The organism is Streptomyces sp. NPDC058231 (genome assembly GCF_042882275.1).
Lineage (GTDB): Bacteria > Actinomycetota > Actinomycetes > Streptomycetales > Streptomycetaceae > Streptomyces.
In genome coordinates, this window is the sequence record NZ_JBHVWN010000032.1 from 46,688 (window position 1) to 64,137 (window position 17,450).

20 protein-coding genes and 1 tRNA gene are annotated in these 17,450 nt (G+C 69.9%); 16 read left to right on the forward strand and 5 right to left on the reverse strand.

What is annotated here, in order from left to right:
* The first annotated feature begins 88 nt into the window (after positions 1-88).
* From ACFVXE_RS21585 to ACFVXE_RS21655, 15 genes are all read left to right on the forward strand, one after another.
* A complete protein-coding gene (locus ACFVXE_RS21585) occupies positions 89-490 on the forward strand; it encodes an NADH-quinone oxidoreductase subunit A (protein ID WP_389673239.1) in 402 nt (133 codons plus the stop codon).
* Positions 481-1,125, forward strand: a complete 645-nt coding sequence (locus tag ACFVXE_RS21590) for an NADH-quinone oxidoreductase subunit B (protein ID WP_389673175.1) — start codon at positions 481-483, stop codon at positions 1,123-1,125. Before ACFVXE_RS21585 ends, ACFVXE_RS21590 begins: the two co-directional genes overlap by 10 nt.
* Positions 1,122-2,465, forward strand: a complete 1,344-nt coding sequence (locus ACFVXE_RS21595; protein WP_389673176.1) for an NADH-quinone oxidoreductase subunit C — start codon at positions 1,122-1,124, stop codon at positions 2,463-2,465. Before ACFVXE_RS21590 ends, ACFVXE_RS21595 begins: the two co-directional genes overlap by 4 nt.
* A complete protein-coding gene (locus ACFVXE_RS21600; protein WP_389673178.1) occupies positions 2,462-3,430 on the forward strand; it encodes an NADH-quinone oxidoreductase subunit H in 969 nt (322 codons plus the stop codon). Before ACFVXE_RS21595 ends, ACFVXE_RS21600 begins: the two co-directional genes overlap by 4 nt.
* On the forward strand, positions 3,430-4,047 hold the full coding sequence (locus tag ACFVXE_RS21605) for a NuoI/complex I 23 kDa subunit family protein (RefSeq protein ID WP_389673179.1): 618 nt from the start codon (positions 3,430-3,432) through the stop codon (positions 4,045-4,047). The genes ACFVXE_RS21600 and ACFVXE_RS21605 overlap by 1 nt, the downstream gene beginning before the upstream one ends.
* Positions 4,044-4,598 carry an NADH-quinone oxidoreductase subunit J gene (locus ACFVXE_RS21610; RefSeq protein WP_389673180.1) on the forward strand — a complete coding sequence of 185 codons (555 nt, stop codon included), beginning with the start codon at positions 4,044-4,046 and terminating at the stop codon, positions 4,596-4,598. Before ACFVXE_RS21605 ends, ACFVXE_RS21610 begins: the two co-directional genes overlap by 4 nt.
* Entirely contained in the window at positions 4,598-5,005 is a 408-nt protein-coding gene (gene nuoK / locus ACFVXE_RS21615; protein ID WP_389673181.1) for an NADH-quinone oxidoreductase subunit NuoK, read from the forward strand. The genes ACFVXE_RS21610 and nuoK overlap by 1 nt, the downstream gene beginning before the upstream one ends.
* Positions 5,002-7,002, forward strand: coding sequence for an NADH-quinone oxidoreductase subunit L (locus ACFVXE_RS21620; RefSeq protein WP_389673182.1), 2,001 nt, complete (start codon positions 5,002-5,004; stop codon positions 7,000-7,002). Before nuoK ends, ACFVXE_RS21620 begins: the two co-directional genes overlap by 4 nt.
* 27 nt (positions 7,003-7,029) lie before the next feature.
* A complete protein-coding gene (locus ACFVXE_RS21625) occupies positions 7,030-8,580 on the forward strand; it encodes a NuoM family protein (protein WP_389673184.1) in 1,551 nt (516 codons plus the stop codon).
* On the forward strand, positions 8,577-10,127 hold the full coding sequence (locus ACFVXE_RS21630) for an NADH-quinone oxidoreductase subunit N (RefSeq protein WP_389673186.1): 1,551 nt from the start codon (positions 8,577-8,579) through the stop codon (positions 10,125-10,127). Before ACFVXE_RS21625 ends, ACFVXE_RS21630 begins: the two co-directional genes overlap by 4 nt.
* A gap of 107 nt (positions 10,128-10,234) precedes the next feature.
* Positions 10,235-10,699 (forward strand): MscL family protein, encoded by a 465-nt coding sequence (locus tag ACFVXE_RS21635; protein ID WP_389673187.1) that lies wholly within the window; start codon positions 10,235-10,237, stop codon positions 10,697-10,699.
* 193 nt (positions 10,700-10,892) lie between these two features.
* On the forward strand, positions 10,893-11,756 hold the full coding sequence (htpX, locus tag ACFVXE_RS21640) for a zinc metalloprotease HtpX (protein ID WP_389673188.1): 864 nt from the start codon (positions 10,893-10,895) through the stop codon (positions 11,754-11,756).
* Positions 11,753-12,145 carry a YccF domain-containing protein gene (locus ACFVXE_RS21645; RefSeq protein ID WP_389673190.1) on the forward strand — a complete coding sequence of 131 codons (393 nt, stop codon included), beginning with the start codon at positions 11,753-11,755 and terminating at the stop codon, positions 12,143-12,145. The genes htpX and ACFVXE_RS21645 overlap by 4 nt, the downstream gene beginning before the upstream one ends.
* Before the next feature lie 59 nt (positions 12,146-12,204).
* The gene (locus tag ACFVXE_RS21650) at positions 12,205-12,762 is read left to right on the forward strand and encodes an SMI1/KNR4 family protein (RefSeq protein ID WP_389673192.1); all 558 of its coding nucleotides are present in this window, start codon (positions 12,205-12,207) and stop codon (positions 12,760-12,762) included.
* 99 nt (positions 12,763-12,861) lie between these two features.
* Complete coding sequence (locus tag ACFVXE_RS21655) at positions 12,862-13,134, forward strand: GlsB/YeaQ/YmgE family stress response membrane protein (RefSeq protein ID WP_389673194.1); 273 nt, start codon at positions 12,862-12,864, stop codon at positions 13,132-13,134.
* A gap of 13 nt (positions 13,135-13,147) precedes the next feature.
* Here the strand turns inward: ACFVXE_RS21655 and ACFVXE_RS21660 are convergent, their stop codons facing one another.
* The 3 genes from ACFVXE_RS21660 to ACFVXE_RS21670 form a co-directional block, all read right to left on the reverse strand.
* Complete coding sequence (locus ACFVXE_RS21660; RefSeq protein ID WP_389673195.1) at positions 13,148-13,807, reverse strand: alpha-ketoglutarate-dependent dioxygenase AlkB family protein; 660 nt, start codon at positions 13,805-13,807, stop codon at positions 13,148-13,150.
* A gap of 93 nt (positions 13,808-13,900) precedes the next feature.
* Positions 13,901-14,431, reverse strand: coding sequence for a methylated-DNA--[protein]-cysteine S-methyltransferase (locus tag ACFVXE_RS21665; protein WP_389673196.1), 531 nt, complete (start codon positions 14,429-14,431; stop codon positions 13,901-13,903).
* 187 nt (positions 14,432-14,618) lie between these two features.
* Complete coding sequence (locus ACFVXE_RS21670) at positions 14,619-15,107, reverse strand: YajQ family cyclic di-GMP-binding protein (protein ID WP_266931780.1); 489 nt, start codon at positions 15,105-15,107, stop codon at positions 14,619-14,621.
* 167 nt (positions 15,108-15,274) lie between these two features.
* Between ACFVXE_RS21670 and ACFVXE_RS21675 the strand changes: the two genes are divergently transcribed.
* Positions 15,275-15,356 (forward strand) — tRNA-Tyr (locus ACFVXE_RS21675).
* A gap of 164 nt (positions 15,357-15,520) precedes the next feature.
* On the opposite strand, the gene ACFVXE_RS21680 is transcribed toward ACFVXE_RS21675, so the two are convergent.
* Together ACFVXE_RS21680 and ACFVXE_RS21685 are read right to left on the reverse strand one after the other, a co-directional pair.
* Positions 15,521-16,885, reverse strand: a complete 1,365-nt coding sequence (locus tag ACFVXE_RS21680; RefSeq protein WP_389673197.1) for a tyrosine-type recombinase/integrase — start codon at positions 16,883-16,885, stop codon at positions 15,521-15,523.
* A 61-nt stretch (positions 16,886-16,946) separates the two neighbouring features.
* Positions 16,947-17,138, reverse strand: a complete 192-nt coding sequence (locus tag ACFVXE_RS21685) for a helix-turn-helix transcriptional regulator (protein WP_389673198.1) — start codon at positions 17,136-17,138, stop codon at positions 16,947-16,949.
* Positions 17,139-17,450: the final 312 nt, after the last annotated feature.

A 17,450-nucleotide genomic window follows, 5' to 3' on the forward strand; every position in this document is an offset into this window, starting at 1 on the left:
GCTTACCGTCTCTTTAACAGGGCCTAGACTCCCGTGCGTACAGATCGTCGAACAGGCACGAGGGAGCGGAGGGGCGGACGTGGCCCACGTGGCGGACCTGCCGGAATCGACCGTTCTCGCGTCGGACTACTTCCACAGCTATTCGGTGGTCGGACTGCTCGCCCTGATCGGCGTGCTCTTCGTCGCCGTCGCCTTCGGGGCCGGACGGCTGCTGCGCCCCGTGGTCCCGACACCGGAGAAGCTCCTCACGTACGAGTGCGGCGTGGACCCCGTGGGTGAAGGATGGGCTCATACCCAGGTCCGTTATTACGTCTATGCCTTCCTGTACGTGATCTTTGCCGTCGACTCGATCTTCCTGTTTCCGTGGGCGACCGTATTCGCCGCACCCGGATACGGTGCGACCACCCTGGTGGAAATGTTCATCTTCCTCGGTTTTCTCGCCGTAGGACTGCTCTACGCATGGAAGAAGGGCGTCCTCGAATGGACGTGACGAGCCCGCAGACCCCCGAGCCGCAGACCCCCGAGCCGCAGTCCCGGCCCGAACCGACGCTGCTGCCGGAGCCGAAACGGCTCGGTGTGCTGTCCCGGCTCGCACCCGAGCCGATGAAGGTGGTCCTGAACTGGGGCCGCCGCTACAGCCTCTGGGTCTTCAACTTCGGTCTCGCCTGCTGCGCCATCGAATTCATCGCCGCGTCCATGGCGCGGCACGACTTCATCCGGCTCGGCGTCATCCCGTTCGCCCCAGGGCCCCGCCAGGCCGACCTCATGATCGTTTCCGGCACGGTGACGGACAAGATGGCGCCGGCCGTGAAGCGGCTGTACGAGCAGATGCCCGAGCCGAAGTACGTCATCTCCTTCGGCGCCTGCTCCAACTGCGGCGGTCCGTACTGGGACTCGTACTCCGTGACCAAGGGTGTCGACCAGATCATTCCGGTCGATGTCTACGTACCGGGCTGCCCGCCCCGGCCCGAGGCGCTGCTCCAGGGCATCCTCAAGCTCCAGGAGAAGATCGCCCGCGAGTCGCTGGGTGAGCGGTACGCGACCGGCGGAGGCCGCCCCTCCACCGCGGCGCTCCGCAGCGGCCTGGTCGCCGCCCCGAAGGTGCCGGGGGAGGAGCGGAAGTGACCGAGCCGGGAACGACGCACGCCTACGACCGCCTGCCGGAAGCCGTCACCGAACTCTTCGGCGAGGACGCCACGGCGGAGTACGCCTACGACCTGCTGACCGTCGACGTACCGCCCGGCTCATGGATCGCCGCCCTGGAGACGGCCCGGGACCTGTTGGGCTGCACCTATTTCGACTGGCTGAGCGCGGTCGACGAGCCCGGCACCGGTTTCCGTGTCTGCGCCCACGTCGCCGCCCTGGCCGAGGGCAGCGTCCGTCGGCTCATGCTCCGTACGACCGTTCCGCACGACGCCGCCGTGCTTCCGAGCGCCATCGACGTCTATGCGGGTGCCGCCTGGCACGAGCGCGAGACGCACGAGATGTTCGGGATCGGCTTCGAGGGCCACCCGCACCTGGTCCCGCTGCTCCTGCCGGAAGGCTTCGAGGGGTATCCGCTGCGCAAGGACTTCGTGCTGGCCGCGCGGGTCGCCAAGGCGTGGCCGGGTGCGAAGGAGCCGGGCGAGTCCGAGCACGGCGGACCCAAGCGGCGCACGATGTTGCCGCCCGGCGTCCCCGACCCGAACGAATGGGGCCCCCTCAAGGGCCAGCTCCCGCCCGCCCCGGCACGGCCGACCCGCGCCGCACGGCCCGCGGGCGACCGCCCCGTGCGCCGGGCCCGCAGCGTGAGCGAGGGCTCGGCGGGGCAGCGCGCGGAGGCGGCGGCACCGGCGGCCACGGAGAGCGCTCCTGCGGGCGCGACCCCGCGCCGGGCCCGCAGCGCTTCCCAGGGATCGGCGAGCCAGCAGGGGGCGCCGGCGGCCACGGGACCGGCGGCTTCGGGACCGGCGGCCACGTCGCCGACCCCCGGTGCACCGACCCCCGATGCACCGACCCCCGATGCGCCGAAGCCCGGCGCGCCGGAGACGGCATCGGCGGAACCGGCAACGGGAGCCCGGCCGGAACCGGCGGCCCCCGGGTCCGCGCCCAAGCCCCGCAGCGCCGACGCGCCCTGGCACCACGCCCGCCCGGCCTTCGACTCCACTCCGGAGACCGAGAACCCGGTCCGGGAAGGGGCGGGCGGCGGCCCGGAGACCCCCCGCGGCGGCCCCGCCACCGGTGGCACCGGGCCCGCGGAGGCGACGGAGCCCACCACGGCGGGTGAGCCCGCGGAGGCGACCGAGCCCCCCGAGGCGGGTGAACCGGCGGAGGCGACCGAGCCCCCCGAGGCGGGTGAACCGGCGGACACCTCCGCCGCCACCGAGCCCCCCGGACGATCCGAGCGGCCCGCAACGCCCGACCGGCCCGAAACCCCTGACCAGCCCGAAACCCCCGACCGTCCCGCCGGAGGCGATACCGCGTGAACGACGTACTCGACGTCGCCCTCCGGCTCATCATCGTCTTCGCGGTGTTCATGGTCCTCCCCCTCGTCGTCGGGCAGACCGAGCACAAGGTGATGGCCCACATGCAGGGCCGCCTCGGCCCCATGTACGCGGGCGGCTTCCACGGCTGGGCCCAGCTCGTCGCCGACGGCGTGAAGTTCGCGCAGAAGGAGGACATCGTCCCGGCCGAGGCCGACCGGCGTATCTTCCAGCTCGCCCCGGCCGTCGCCCTCCTCCCGTACCTGCTCGTCCTCGTCGCCATCCCGATCGGCCCGAGCGAGGGCGCGGTCGGTCAGGTGGTCGACGCGGGCATCTTCTTCGTGCTCGCCGTCATGGGCGTCGGAGTGCTCGGCTCGCTGATGGCGGGGTGGGCGTCGGCCAACAAGTTCTCCCTCCTCGGAGGTCTCCGCACCGCCGCCCAGCTCCTCGCCTACGAGCTGCCGATGCTGCTCGCCGCCGCCTCCGTCGCGATGGCCGCCGGCACCGTCTCCCTCCCCGGCATCGTCAACGCCTTCGAGTGGTGGTGGCTGCCCTGGCAGATCGTCGGCGCCCTGGTCTTCTTCGTGGCCGGGCTCGCCGAACTGCAGCGTCCGCCGTTCGACATGCCCGTCGCCGACTCGGAGATCATCTTCGGTGCGTACACCGAGTACACCGGCCTCCGCTTCGCGCTGTTCCTGCTCGCCGAGTACGCGGGCATCGTCGTCCTGTGCGGACTGACCACCGTCCTCTTCCTCGGCGGCTGGCACGGCCCGCTCGGTGCCGACGGACTCGGCTGGGTCTGGACGCTCCTCAAGACCGCGGTCCTCGCCTTCGTCGTCATCTGGCTGCGGGTGAGCTATCCCCGCCTCCGCGAGGACCAGCTGCAGAAGCTCGCCTGGACCACACTCATCCCGCTCGCTCTCGCGCAGATCGCGCTCACCGGCATCGTGAAGGTGGCGATCAACTGATGCCCCCGATCCCCGGCTCCGGCTTGGCCAAGGGCCTGGCCGTCACCCTGCGGACGATGACGAAGAAGACGGTCACCGCGCAGTACCCGGACGTCCAGCCCGAACTCCCGCCCCGCTCCCGCGGTGTCATCGGGCTGTTCGAGGAGAACTGCACGGTCTGCATGCTCTGCGCCCGCGAGTGCCCCGACTGGTGCATCTACATCGACTCCCACAAGGAGACGGTGCCCGCCGCCGCCCCGGGCGGCCGCGAGCGCAGCCGTAACGTCCTCGACCGCTTCGCGATCGACTTCTCGCTCTGCATGTACTGCGGTATCTGCATCGAGGTCTGTCCCTTCGACGCACTCTTCTGGTCACCGGAGTTCGAGTACGCGGAGACCGACATCCTCGAACTCACCCATGAGCGGGACAAGCTCCGCGAATGGATGTGGACGGTTCCCGAGCCGCCCGCGCTCGACCCGGGCGCGGAGGAACCGAAGGAGATCGCCGCCGCCCGCAAGACGGCGGAGAAGCTCGAAGCCCAGCGCGCCCAGGAGGCCGAGCGGGCCCGGCTGGAGCAGGCGGCCCAGGACGAACGGCAGACCGGGCAGGATGCCCAGGAAGAGGAGGGGAGGGAGTGACCCTCGCAGCTGCCGCGGTCCATCCCGGCTTCCTCTCCCCGACCGGCATCGAGATCGCCTTCGTCCTGGTAGGCGTCGCCACTTTCGGCGCGGCCCTCATCACCGTCACGACGAAACAGCTGGTGCACGCCGCCCTCTGGCTCGTCGTGGCGCTCGGCGGCCTGGCCGTCGAGTACCTCCTGCTCACCGCCGAGTTCATCGCCTGGGCGCAGGTACTGATCTACGTCGGTTCCGTCGTCGTCCTCCTTCTCTTCGGGCTGATGCTCACCAAGGCGCCCATCGGCCGGTCCCCGGACGCCGACTCCGGCAACCGCTGGGTGGCCCTCGGTGTCGCGGCGGCCGCCGCGGTCACGCTCGGCTGGGTCGTCGTGGACGCCTTCCGCACCACCTGGATCGGCCTGGACGGACCGGCGCAGGGTTCCACCGAAGTGACCGGAACCTTCCTCTTCCGGCACTGGGTGCTGCCCTTCGAAGCACTCTCCGTCCTGCTGCTCGCCGCACTCGTCGGCGCGATCGTCCTGTCCCGCAAGCGCAGTAAGGAGCTGAGCTGATGCACCTCGCCTATCCCGCCGTGCTCGCCGTCCTCCTCTTCTGCACCGGGCTGTACGGAGTGCTCGCACGGCGCAACGCGATCCTGGTCCTGATGTCCGTCGAGCTGATGCTCAACGCCGTCAACCTCAACCTGGTCGCCTTCGACGTCTGGCTCCGCGACGCCCTGCACTCCGGCCAGGCCCTCACCCTCTTCACCGTCGCCATCGCGGCAGCCGAGATCGGCATCGGTCTGGCGATCGTCCTCGCCGTCTACCGCAACCGCGGCAGCTCGGACGTCGACCGGCTCCGCGACACCGCCGAGACCGACGCCGCGGAGACCCTCCCCGGCGACGAAGACACCACCGGCACCGAAGACCAGGCCACTGCTCCGGCAGGGAAGGCAAAGAAGGCAGAGGCCACCGCGTGACCACCACGACCCTCGCCGTCCTCGTCCCCCTCCTCCCGTTCCTCGGCGCCGCCGCCGGCCTGCTCCTCGGCCGCACCGCCCCCGGTTACGTACGCCCCCTCGCGATCCTCCCCACCCTCGCAGCGGCGGTGCTCGCCGTGGTCGTCGCCGCACGCCAGGGCGGCGGCCCGGCCATCGACGCGTCGACCCGGCTCACCCCTACCGGCTCGGTCCCCATCGACCTCGCCCTGCACCTCGACGGCTTCGCCGTCCTCGTCGCCGTCCTGGTCGGACTCGTCGCGACCTGTGTGCAGATCTACTCGACCGCATATCTGCGCGACGACCCCCGCTACCCCTCGTACGCGGCCCTCGTCTCCCTCTTCACGGCCGCGATGCTGCTCGTCGTCTACTCCGGCGACCTGATGGTGCTGCTGGTCGGATGGGAGGTCATGGGCATCTGCTCGTACTTCCTCGTCGGCCACTACTGGGAGACGTCCGAGGCCCGCGCCGCCTCCCTCAAGGCCTTCCTGGTCACCAAGCTCGGCGACGTCCCCTTCCTGATCGGCCTGTTCGCACTCGCCGCCGACGCCGGCACCTTCCGCATCACCGGCATCCTCGGCGCCGTCGCAAGCGGCGGGCTCGATCACCCCACCGTCATCGCCCTGCTGCTCCTCGCGGGCGTCGCGGGCAAGTCCGCGCAGTTCCCCCTGCACACCTGGCTGCCCGACGCGATGGCCGGCCCCACCCCCGTCTCCGCGCTGATCCACGCCGCGACGATGGTCGCCGCCGGCATCTACTTCGTGGCCCGGCTCCTCCCCGTCTTCGCCGCCTCGGGCGCCGCCCTCGTCGTACTCGCCGTGATGGCGGCGGTCACGATGATCGGATCGGGGCTCGCCGCGCTCGCCCAGGACGACATCAAGCGGGTCCTCGCCTACTCGACCATCGGCCAGCTCGGCTACATGTCCGGTGCGCTGGCCGTCGGGGACCGCGGAGCCGCCGTCTTCCACCTCCTCTCGCACGGCGCGTTCAAGGCCGTCCTCTTCCTCGCGGCCGGTGTGGTCATCCACGCCGCCGGGACCAACTCGCTCACCACCATGTCCCGCATGGGCGGACTGGCGAAGCGCATCCCGGACGCCTACTGGACGATGACCGTCGCCCTTCTCGCGCTCGCCGCCATCCCTCCGTTCGCCGGCTTCTTCTCCAAGGAAGCCGTCCTCGTCGCCGCCGAACACACCGCGCTGGGCGAACGGCACGTCGCCCCGGCCGCCGCCGGCTGGACCGTGCTCGTCGCCGGACTGCTCGCCGCCGTGCTCACCGCCGCGTACGCCACCCGGCTCTGGCTCCTCGCCTTCCGCGGCCACGGCGCCGACGCCCCCGACCACGGCAAGCAGCCCGTCGCGATGACCGCCGTCCTGTGGGTCCTCGCCATCCCCACCATCGCCTTCGGACTCACCGTCGGCGGGATCACCGACTGGTTCGACGGCCACAGCCTCACCCCGTCCCTGACCACCGCCGTCCTCTCCACCGGCGTCGGCCTCGTCGGCGGCCTCGTCACCTACGGCGCCTGGCGCCACACCACGGCCCTCGCCGCCCGCGTCCCGGCCGGCGCCGTCGTCGCCCACCCCGATGCCGAACCCGCGCTCGTCGAGGCCGAGGCCATGACGCACCACGCCGCCGGCTACGGCGACGCCCCGGGCGCCCCCGACCCGGCCGACCCCGGCCGACTGCTGCTCGGCCCGCTCCACCCCCACGCAGCCACCGGCTTCCACCTGGACGCCGTCTACGCGGCGTTGTTCGTCCGCCCAGTCCAGGCCGCGGCGAGCCTCGTCCGCTTCCTGGACCGCGAGGTCGTCGACACCTACGTACGCGGCGCGGCCGCCGGCGCGCGCCGGCTCGGTACCGCCGTCCGCCGCGCCCAGACCGGCAATGTGCAGACCTACCTCACCGCGCTGCTGGCCGGCTCCCTTGTCCTGGCGATCGCCGCCGTCGTTTTTGCCAACGTCAACGCCGGGTCGTGAGCCGTGATCGATATCAGCGAATCAGTGATGCAGTTCCTTCTCGCGTTCATCGTCGTGGGTCCGCTCGTCGGCGCCGCGGCCGCTCTCCTGCCCGCCCCGCCCGGGCTGAAGGGAAAGAGCCCCGACCAGGCCGTGCTCCGCCACGGAGTGACCGTCACCGGCGCGATCCTCGTCGCCGCTATCGTCCTGGCCCTCGGCTTCGACCACGACCACCCGTCGAAGATGCAGGCCACCACCGACATCAGCTGGATCCCGGCGCTCGACGTCCGGATCCACCTCGGCATCGACGGCATTTCGCTCCCCCTCCTGGTACTGACCGCGCTGCTGACCTTCCTCTGCGCGCTCTACAGCTACTTCAAAATGCCTGACGGCCCCTCCCCGAAGGCCTTCGTCGCACTCGTCCTCCTCCTGGAGTCCGGCACCCTGGCGACCTTCGCCGTCCTCGATCTGCTGCTGTTCTTCCTGGCGTTCGAGATGGTGCTCATCCCGATGTACTTCCTCATCGCCCGCTGGGGCGGCGCGCAGAAGCAGGCCGCCGCCTGGAAGTTCATCCTCTACACACTGCTCGGCTCGGTGGTCATGCTGCTGGGCCTGCTCCTCATCGGGCTGAACAGCGGCACCTTCGACATGGTGGCACTCGCCACTGACAACGGCCGTGGGCTCACCTCGTCCGTGCAGGTCATCGCCGTTCTCGCGATCGGTGTCGGACTCGCGGTGAAGACTCCGATGTGGCCGCTGCACAGCTGGCTACCGGACGCCCACACCGCCGCCCCCACCGTCGGTTCGGTGCTCCTCGCGGGCGTCCTGCTGAAGATGGGCACGTACGGGTTCGTCCGCATCCTGCTCCCCGTCGCCCCCGACGGAATGCGGACCTTCGCGCCCTCCCTCGCCGCGTTCGCAGTCGTCGGCATCGTCTACGGATCGCTGGCCTGTTTGGCGCTGGCCCGTCCCGGCTCCAAGGGTGACCTCAAGCGCCTGATCGCGTACTCCTCCGTCGGCCACATGGGCTTCGTGCTCCTCGGCATCGCCACCATGACCCCCACCGGAGTCAACGGCGCGCTCTTCGCCAACATCGCCCACGGCCTCATCACCGGCCTGCTGTTCTTCCTGGTCGGTGCGGTCAAGGACCGGTACGGCACCGCGGACCTCGACACCCTCTCCGGAGCCACCGGAGCGGCCCTCTACGGCCGGGCCCCCCGCCTCGGCGGTCTCCTCGCCTTCGCCGCCGTCGCCTCGCTCGGCCTGCCCGGCCTCGCCGGGTTCTGGGGCGAGATGCTCGCCCTGTTCGGTGCCTTCGACCCGGCCGACGGCCTCAGCCGCCCCGCCTTCCTCACCTTCATGTCGATCGGCGCGTTCGGGACCCTGCTCACCGCCGCGTACATGCTCATCGTGGTACGCCGCGTCTGCATGGGCGACAAGCGCGAGGAACCGCACCGGATCGCCGACATCCAGACGTACGAATTCGCCGCCTGGACACCGCTCGCCGCACTCACCGTCCTCGCCGGGCTGTGGCCCGCCGTCCTCCTCGGCCTCACCGACCCGGCCGTGCAGAAGCTCCTCGCAGGAGGCAAGTCGTGACCACAGCGGCCGAGAGCGCCACCAGCCTCGTCCAGTCCATCGACTGGACGGCCATCGCGCCCCCCGTCATCGTCGCCGCCGTCGCCCTGGCCGTCCTGGTCGCCGACCTCTTCCTGCCGGAGGAGCGCAAGCCGCTGCTCGGCTGGGCGACGATCGCCGGTCTGGTGGCCGCGCTCGCCTTCCTCGTACCGCTGCGCGACGGCCACCACTCGACCTTCTGCCTCACCACGGACACCACCTCCACCGGGGCCTGCAGCTACACCGCCGACCACTTCGCCCTGATCATCCAGGTCCTCGTCCTCGGCGGCGCCCTGCTCACCGCGCTGCTCTCGCTGGGCGACACCCGCAGACTCCCGGCCGGCGAGTTCTGGTTCCTGCTGCTGTCCTCCACGGCGGGCGCCGCGCTGCTGCCCGCCGCCCGCGACCTCGCCACCCTCGTCGTCGCCCTGGAGGTCGCCTCACTGCCCGCCTTCGCCCTCGTCGGCATCAAGCGCGGCGACCGGCGCTCCTCGGAGGCCGCGCTGAAGTTCTTCCTCTCCTCCGTGGTGGCGACCGCGGTGATGCTGCTCGGGGTCAGCTTCGTCTACGCGACAACCGGCACCCTCCACCTCACGGAGCTCGCCACCCGCCTCGACGAGGTCCCCGGCCAGTTCGACACCCTCGCCAAGGCCGGTGTCGCCCTCACCCTCGTCGGCTTCGCCTTCAAGACGGCCGCCGCTCCCTTCCACTTCTGGGTCCCCGACACCTATGTAGGCGCCCCGCTCCCCGTCGCCGCCTACCTGTCGGTCGTCGGCAAGGCGGTCGGCTTCTCCGGACTGATCCTCGTCACGGTCATCGGATTCCCGTCGTACGCCGACATCTGGGGTCCGGCGCTCGCCGTCGTCGCCGCGCTCACGATGACCGTCGGCAACGTCGCCGCCCTGCGCCAGACCGCGACCCGCGCCCGCAGCGCCGTCCGGCTGCTCGCCTGGTCGTCCGTCGCCCAGGCCGGCTACCTCCTGGTGCCGATCGCGTCCGCCGCGTACTCCGGCGACGTGCAGATCGGCTCCACCGTCGCGTACGCCCTGATGTACGCCGTCGTGAACCTGGGCGCGTTCGCGGTGGCCGCCCTCGTCTCCCGTACGAGCCCGGACAACCGCCTCTCCGACTACCGCGGCCTGTACGCCACCCGTCCCCTCGCCGCCCTGGCGATGGGTTTCTTCCTGCTCTGCCTGGCCGGACTGCCCCCGGGCGTCATCGGCCTCTTCGCCAAGGTCACGGTCTTCTCCGCGGCCGTCGACGCGGGGCTCGGCTGGCTCGCGGTCGTCATGGCCGTCAACGTCGTGATCGCGCTCTACTACTACCTCCAGTGGACGGCGGACCTGTTCCGCGGCCCGGGTGAGCCCGTGCCCGCCGCGGCCCCGGCAGGTACGGCACAGGCGCTGCGAGTGACCTCAGCCGCACCGGTGTCCCTGACCGCCGCGATCGCCCTCACCGCCGCCGTCGGCATCGTGCTCTCGGGCGCCCCGCAGCTGGTGCTCAGGTTCGCCGCCGTCAACCTCTTCTGAACGTCCACAGGCCCCGCTCAAGATCGGCTTGCCCCGCGCGGGCCGGACAGGGCAGGGTCATGCCCGCACACCACGCATACGTACACACAAAAAGAGGAGCCGGGGCAGTGCTGAACGGGTTCAAGGATTTCATCCTGCGCGGAAACATCGTCTCGATGGCCATCGGGCTCGCCGTCGGAGCCGCGTTCACCGCAGTCGTCACCGGGTTCAGTGCCGCCTTCATCACACCGCTGATCGGCCTCGCGACCGGCTCCGTCGGCGACTTCAGCGCGGCGGAATTCTCCGTCGAGGGCGCCATCTTCCCGTACGGAAAGTTCCTCGCCCCCGCCTTCGCGTTCCTCATCACCGCCGCGGTCCTCTACTTCTGCGTCGTCGTCCCCATGGCGAAGGTCCAGAACCGGTTCGTGGCCAACAAGGCGGACGAGAAGGTCGACATCAAGGCCGCACTGCGCGACTGCCCCCGCTGCTACACCGAGATCCCGGCCGTCGCCTCCCGCTGCGCCCACTGCACCAGCGAGGTCGAGCCCGACCCCGAGGCACTCGCACTCGCCGGTCTCCCCGCCCAGCGCTGACCCGCGCCGCGCCGGCACCACCCGTACGGACCAGTGCCCGATCCGGCCCCAACAGCCGGACAGGCCCGCCCTCCGGCCGCACGCACAAGGGAACTAGCTCTCCTCGCCTGGCGTTGACCAGTACGGGAGGCTCCACTGGGGTGGAGCACCACCGAGCAAGGGTTCCCCTGCTGCACGACTTGGAGGGCGTACCGTGCACCGCCGGCACAACGGGCTGAGAACCGCCGTACTCCTCGGGGGCCTGTCAGCACTCATCATCGTCATCGGGAGCTTCTTCGGACGCACCGGTCTGATCGTCGCGCTCCTCGTGGCCGTCGGTACCAACGCCTATGCGTACTGGAACAGCGACAAGCTGGCCCTCAGGGCCATGCGGGCGCGCCCGGTCAGCGAATTCGAGGCCCCGCAGCTCTACCGCATGGTCCGGGAGCTCTCCACCTCGGCCCGCCAGCCCATGCCGCGGCTCTACATCTCCCCGACCCAGGCGCCCAACGCGTTCGCCACCGGCCGCAACCCGCGCAACGCCGCGGTGTGCTGCACCGAGGGCATCCTGCAGATCCTGGACGAACGCGAACTGCGCGGCGTCCTCGGGCACGAACTCAGCCACGTCTACAACCGCGACATCCTGATCTCGTCGGTCGCCGGAGCGCTCGCCTCCGTCGTCATGTTCCTGGTCAACTTCGCCTGGCTGATCCCGGTGGGCCGGTCCAACGACGACGAGGGCCCCGGCATCCTCGGCATGCTCCTGATCATGATTCTGGGACCGCTCGCCGCCACCGTCATCCAACTCGCCGTCAGCCGCTCCCGTGAGTACGAGGCGGACTCCTCCGGAGCCCAGCTGACCGGGGACCCGCTGGCTCTCGCCAGCGCCCTGCGCAAGCTGGAAGCCGGTACGAAACAGCTCCCGCTGCCCCCCGAGCCGAAGATCGAGACCGCGAGTCACATGATGATCGCGAACCCCTTCCGCCCCGGCGAAGGCATGTCCAAGATGTTCTCCACGCATCCGCCGATGGCGGAGCGCATCGCCCGACTTGAGCAGATGGCAGGTCATCGTCCATGAAGACAGTCCTGAACGTCATTTGGCTGATCCTGTGCGGCTTCTGGATGTTCCTCGCCTACATGGTCGCGGGACTCCTGCTGTGCATCACGATCATCGGTATCCCGTTCGGCCTGGCCGCCTTCCGCATCGGCGTCTACGCCCTGTGGCCCTTCGGCTACACGGTCGTCGACCGCCACGACGCGGGCGCACCCTCGTGCGTGGGCAACGTGCTGTGGGTGATCCTCGCGGGCTGGTGGCTGGCTCTCGGCCACATCACCACCGGGATCGCGCTGTGCATCACGATCATCGGCATCCCGCTCGGCATCGCGAACTTCAAGCTGATCCCGGTCTCCCTGATGCCCTTCGGTAAGGAGATCGTCCGGACGGACCAGCCGTTCGCAGCAACGTAGGGCGGGCGGGGGCTCTCCGGCCCCGGCCGATTGTCAGTGCCGTCGTCCACCATGAACGCATGGACGACACCGAGCAGTTGCTGACGGCCGTCGCGAAGACGGCGCACACCGCACCGCGGTGGGTGAAGCACGCGCTTCCGGCGACCCTGCCCGCCGAGGACGTCGCCCGCGCTGAAGCGGCGCTGGGTTTCACCCTGCCGCCGCTGCTGACCGCCCTCCACACCCGGATCGCCAACGGCGGCTTCGGGCCGGCGTACGGGCTGCTGCCGCTGACCGGCGACCCCGCCCCGGACGGGGAGCATCCCGCCGTCGCCCAGTACCTCGCCCACCGCCGGTCCGCGAACCAGGACGGGGAATGGCCGTGGCCGGAGGGCGTGCTGCCGATATGCAGTCTTGGCTGCGGCATGTACAGCTGCGTGGACTGCCTCACGGACCGCACCACCGTGCTGCTCTTCGAGCCGAACGCGGGGGAGCCGCAGCACGCCTGGTACGTGGAGCAGCCCGACCTCGCTTCGTGGCTGCGCACATGGCTGGACGGAGCCGGCTGGTACGCGGAGGACGCCGACGACGAAGCGATGGACCTCAAGCCCTGGCCGGACTACAACGACCGCATATGAGCAGGTGTGACCTGTCTCGCCTTCTTCGAGAACGGCAACCGCCGAGCCCCTGTCCGACGTCTTGGATTCCACAGCCGAACGAAGGGTAGGTTCGACACTATGATCATTATCGGGTGGATCGTTTTCGGACTGATTGCCGGAGTCATCGCCAAGGTGCTGCTCCCCGGCCGCGACCCGGGCGGGCTTGTCGGTACGACCCTCATAGGGATCGCCGGCGCCTTCATCGGTGGCTGGATCTCCTCGCACTTCCTCGACCGTCCGATCTCCAACAACTTCCACGACACCGCGACATGGGTCTCGGCCATCGGCGGCTCGCTGGTGCTGCTCATCATCTACCGGCTGCTTTTCGGCAACTCCCGGGAGCGTCACTGAACCCCGTCGCCTCTCAGGCGCTCAACCCGGTCTCGCGCAGGGTCAGATTGAGCCGCCCCCCGCTCATGCCCGTCGCGGGATCGGCCGTACCCGGATAGACCTTCGGCACACCATGGAACGCGAAGCGGGACTCCCCGCCGAAGACGAACAGGTCGCCGGATGCCAACTCGACATCGGTGTACGGCCGTCCACGGTCCTCGGTGTTGCCGAAGCGGAAGACACACGTATCACCGATGCTGAGCGAGACGACCGGCGCACCGGACCGCTCCTCCTTGTCCTGGTGCATGCCCATCCGCGCCGTACCGTCGTAGAAGTTGATCAGCGCGGTGTCGGGTGCGTACGTCTCGACCGGGCTGTGCGCCCCGTACGCCTCGGCCAGAGCCTCGCGCCCCAACTCCACCAGCCAGTCGGGGAACGGTGCGACCCGCGCCCCGTTCACATCGTCCGCGGTCCGTGAGTAGCGGTAGGGCTGCCAGTGCCAGCCCACGCAGACGGTCTGCACCGACATCACCCCGCCGCCCGGCAGCACCGTGTGCCGCAGCGGTACCGGAGTCCGCGCCCACTTCCGGCAGGCCCCGACCAGCTCCCGCTGACGCTCCACCGGCAGCCACTCCGGCACATGCACGGCCCCCGGTGCCACGACGGCCCGCGGCCTGGGGAAGAGACCCGTCATTTCTCCCACCACCCATCCTGCGGCTCAAGGGCACACCGCCGCCCCCGAGAGAACACGGCGGCCACCCGCCCGACGCCCCGGCAGGCAGCCGGCTCAGCGCGCCGCCGAGCCGGCCCGGCGCACCGCCAGGGCGCCTTCCAGCTCCAGAAGCCGCTCCTTGCGCTCCACGCCGCCCGCGTAGCCCCGCAGTGCCCCGTCCGCGCCGATCACCCGATGGCACGGGCGCACGACCAGCAGCGGATTGCGCCCGATCGCCGTCCCCACCGCCCGCACACCCGCCCCGGGTGTGCCGATCCGCTCGGCGATCTGTCCGTACGACACCGTCTCCCCGTACGGGACGGCGTCCAGCGCGGCCCAGACCCGCCGCTGGAACTCCGTGCCCCGGTTCTCCGCGTACGCGATGTCGAAGCGGGTCAGCCGGCCCGCGAAGTACGCGTGCAGCTGGGCGGCGATTCCGGCGAAGGCCTCCGGTGCGTGGATCCACCCGTCCTGGATGACCGCGGCGCCCTTCTGGCCGGGCAGGGAGAGCGAGGCCAGCGCCACACCGCCATCGGCGGCTGCCGACTCCTCGCCGACCAGCAGCAGTTCGCCCAGCGGGCTGTCGACGGTCCCATACATGGTCATGTCCGGCCTCTCTCTTCTCCGTACCGGGTGACGATTCGTCCGGATCGCCGCTCCGTACGGACAAGTCTGCGCCCGCCGGCCACGCGTGACCGGCGGGATTCGGACATCACGCCCGGCGGGTGCGGGGTGGGCCGGACCATGACTCCCGGCCTGTCACGCACCCCGCCCGGACGACCGGGAAGCAGACTTACCGGTAGTTCGCGAACTGCACGGCGAAGTCGAAGTCCTGGCCCTTCAGCAGCGCCTGAACGGCCTGCAGGTCGTCCCGGCTCTTCGAGCTGACCCGCAGCTCGTCGCCCTGGACCTGCGCCTTGACGCCCTTCGGGCCCTCATCGCGAATGATCTTCGCCACCTTCTTGGCGTTCTCCTGGGAGATGCCCTCCTCGATGGTGGCGAAGATCTTGTACTCCTTGCCGGACAGCTGCGGCTCGCCCGCGTCCAGCGACTTCAGCGAGATGCCGCGCTTGATCAGCTTGGACTGGAAGATGTCGAGGATCGCCTTGACCCGCTCCTCGCCGTTCGCCTCCATCAGGATCTTCTCGCCGGACCAGGAGATCGAGGCGCCCGTGCCCTTGAAGTCGTAGCGCTGCGAGATCTCCTTGGCGGCCTGGTTGAGGGCGTTGTCGACCTCCTGCCGCTCGACCTTCGAGACGATGTCGAAACTGGAGTCGGCCATGACGTGTGGCTCCTTGCGTCGAATGCTGGGGATACGACGCAAAGCCTAGCCACCGACCACGACCCCCGGGACTGATCAAAGAGGTGGCGGAGCACCCCAGGTCATCAGGTATCGTTTACGTCGTCGCCAAGGAGATCCGCTCAGCGGAGTTCCGAGGCGTCGTTCCAGGCGGTGTGCCCGAGTGGCCAAAGGGAGCAGACTGTAAATCTGCCGGCTCAGCCTACCCAGGTTCGAACCCTGGCGCCGCCACTGGAAAAGAAGGGCCCGTGACCAGCGGAAACGCTGACCGCGGGCCCTTCTCTGTATGCCCGATCACGATTGGCCGTTAAGCGGCGCTATGTACCGGTGTGTCTCACCCTGTTTCGCGTGCTGACCAGCTTGCGTGGGGCGGGCGTGGGGCAGCGTGGGGGCGCCTACCTTCCACCCCTCAGCGTTGCTTCGATCCGCTCGTTCGCCGTCGCCGCGGCCCCCTCCAGGCACTTGGCGTAGACGCGGAAGAGGACGGCCACACTGTGGCCGGCACGTTGCGCAACTACCTGTGGTTCCACCCCTGAACTGAGCCAGGTCGAGACAGCCGCGTGACGTAAGTCATACGGCCGCTTCGCGAGCAGGGAAGAGCGTTGGAGCGGCGTGAGGGCACGTGCGCGAGCTTCCGCCCAGACCTCTCCGTATCCGGTGTCCTGGATGAGGCCGCCGCGCTGGGTGCGGAAGAGCCGGCCGTCGTCGGCCGTGCCGTAAGCGGTGACATGCCACCGAAGCAGGGCGACCAGGTCAGGTGGGATCGGGATCGTGCGGACGGCTTTCCGGGGGCGGTGCTTGAGCCCACGCTGATCGTGGGCCTTTCCGCTGTCGGTCCATGCCGATCCGGACCGGGGGCGAGTCTCCCGCAGCAGCAGCATGCCCCATCCGCGACGGGGCAGGTCGCAGTCCTGGACGCGCAATCCGATCACTTCGGCGGGGCGTGCTGCTGCGTAGTACATGCACCCGAAGAACGCGACCAGCCGGCGGCCCCTGGCGCTCTGTGTCCGTACGGCATCGAGCAGGGTGAGAGCCTGGCGCGGGTCGGGCACAGTGGCAAGGTCCAACTCCTCTTCTACCTGCTCCGGAGCCTTCCACTGAACCTGGGGGAGAGGGTTCTGCGACAGGTGGCCCGCGTCGACCGCGTAGCCCAGCGCGTTGTGGAAGATGGCTCGCTTCCGGCGGATCGTGGAGGCTGCGGCGGTGCTGCCGTCCAGCTTCTTGGTCAGCGCGTCCAGAGCTGCACGTACGTGCATTCGGTCGGTCAGGGCCGACGTGGGCAGTGACTTCCGCTCGAACCAGGCGAGCACCTTGGCGACGTCCGCCGGGGGCTCCTCGGTGCGCCTGGTCATGTTGAAGGCCCAGCTGTACAGCGCGACGCGCACGAGCCCCGGATCGGCCATGCCCTTGGTGTCCGTGACCAGGGCCGGCGCAATGGTCGCCATGGCCTCGGCGAGAGTCCGCCGGGTGGAGCCGGGGGAGTGCGTCCACTTCATCTCGATGTAGTCGCGAGCGTGCTGGTACCAGCTCACTTCCTTGCGCTTCCGCAACTCCTTGACCGGCACTCCGGTGACCTCGTCGAAGGGCTCACCGGAGTGCACCGCCCGCAGCAATTCCGCGCGGCGCCCGTCGGCCAGGGTCTTCGTCCGGAACGTCTGTGAGTGTGGTGTCTGGCCGGTCTTCCAGCGCAGCTCGGCCGATGATTGGCCGCGATCCTTGCGCTGCCGGACGGACCAGATCCGTACGTCGTACGTGGGCATCGTGCTCCCAAGAGAGAGGGGCCCGCCGGATCGGCGGGCCCCGTGTGGCTGGCGGAGTGGGTCAGGCGGCAGCGCGCTGTCCGCAGCGCTCCCACCAGGCGTCCAAGTCGGCACGGCTCACCCGAAGATGGCCGTTGGGCAGTTTCTGGATGTGGGGCGCCTGCCCACGGGCGCGCATGCGGTAGAAGGCGGCGCGGCTCATGTCGATCTCAGCGAGGACTGCGGGGAGCTTGAGCATCTTGGGGCGTGCCACGGTGCGACTCCTTTTGGAGAGTGACGGGGTTTTTTCGAGCTGTGGGCCATTCCGGGGGCGCGTGTGTCCGAGCAGCTGATTTCTGCGTCATCGCGTCATCCGCGTCACTGATGGCCGCTGGCCTGCGGTTTTGTGGTGACGCAGCGGGCTGGGGGTGCGTCATTGGTGACGCAGGCGTGCGTCATGGGGTGACGCAGGTGACGCGGGATGACGCGGCCGAAGCCGTTCTGCGTCATCCCGGTTGCAGCAGCTCAGGGGCTGTTTCGGGCTTGTTGGTGACGCGGGTGACGCAGCCTTCCCTTTCTTAAGAAA

Bases quoted from the DNA above. Each gene is read 5' to 3' on its own strand.
- ACFVXE_RS21625 (WP_389673184.1), top strand. From the start codon at position 7,030: ATGCAGTTCCTTCTCGCGTTCATCGTCGTGGGTCCGCTCGTCGGCGCC.
- ACFVXE_RS21590 (WP_389673175.1), top strand. From the start codon at position 481: ATGGACGTGACGAGCCCGCAGACCCCCGAGCCGCAGACCCCCGAGCCG.
- ACFVXE_RS21650 (WP_389673192.1), top strand. From the start codon at position 12,205: ATGGACGACACCGAGCAGTTGCTGACGGCCGTCGCGAAGACGGCGCAC.
- ACFVXE_RS21660 (WP_389673195.1), bottom strand. From the start codon at position 13,807: ATGACGGGTCTCTTCCCCAGGCCGCGGGCCGTCGTGGCACCGGGGGCC.
- ACFVXE_RS21670 (WP_266931780.1), bottom strand. From the start codon at position 15,107: ATGGCCGACTCCAGTTTCGACATCGTCTCGAAGGTCGAGCGGCAGGAG.
- ACFVXE_RS21680 (WP_389673197.1), bottom strand. From the start codon at position 16,885: ATGCCCACGTACGACGTACGGATCTGGTCCGTCCGGCAGCGCAAGGAT.
- ACFVXE_RS21645 (WP_389673190.1), top strand. From the start codon at position 11,753: ATGAAGACAGTCCTGAACGTCATTTGGCTGATCCTGTGCGGCTTCTGG.
- nuoK (WP_389673181.1), top strand. From the start codon at position 4,598: ATGCACCTCGCCTATCCCGCCGTGCTCGCCGTCCTCCTCTTCTGCACC.
- ACFVXE_RS21655 (WP_389673194.1), top strand. From the start codon at position 12,862: ATGATCATTATCGGGTGGATCGTTTTCGGACTGATTGCCGGAGTCATC.
- ACFVXE_RS21665 (WP_389673196.1), bottom strand. From the start codon at position 14,431: ATGACCATGTATGGGACCGTCGACAGCCCGCTGGGCGAACTGCTGCTG.
- ACFVXE_RS21605 (WP_389673179.1), top strand. From the start codon at position 3,430: ATGCCCCCGATCCCCGGCTCCGGCTTGGCCAAGGGCCTGGCCGTCACC.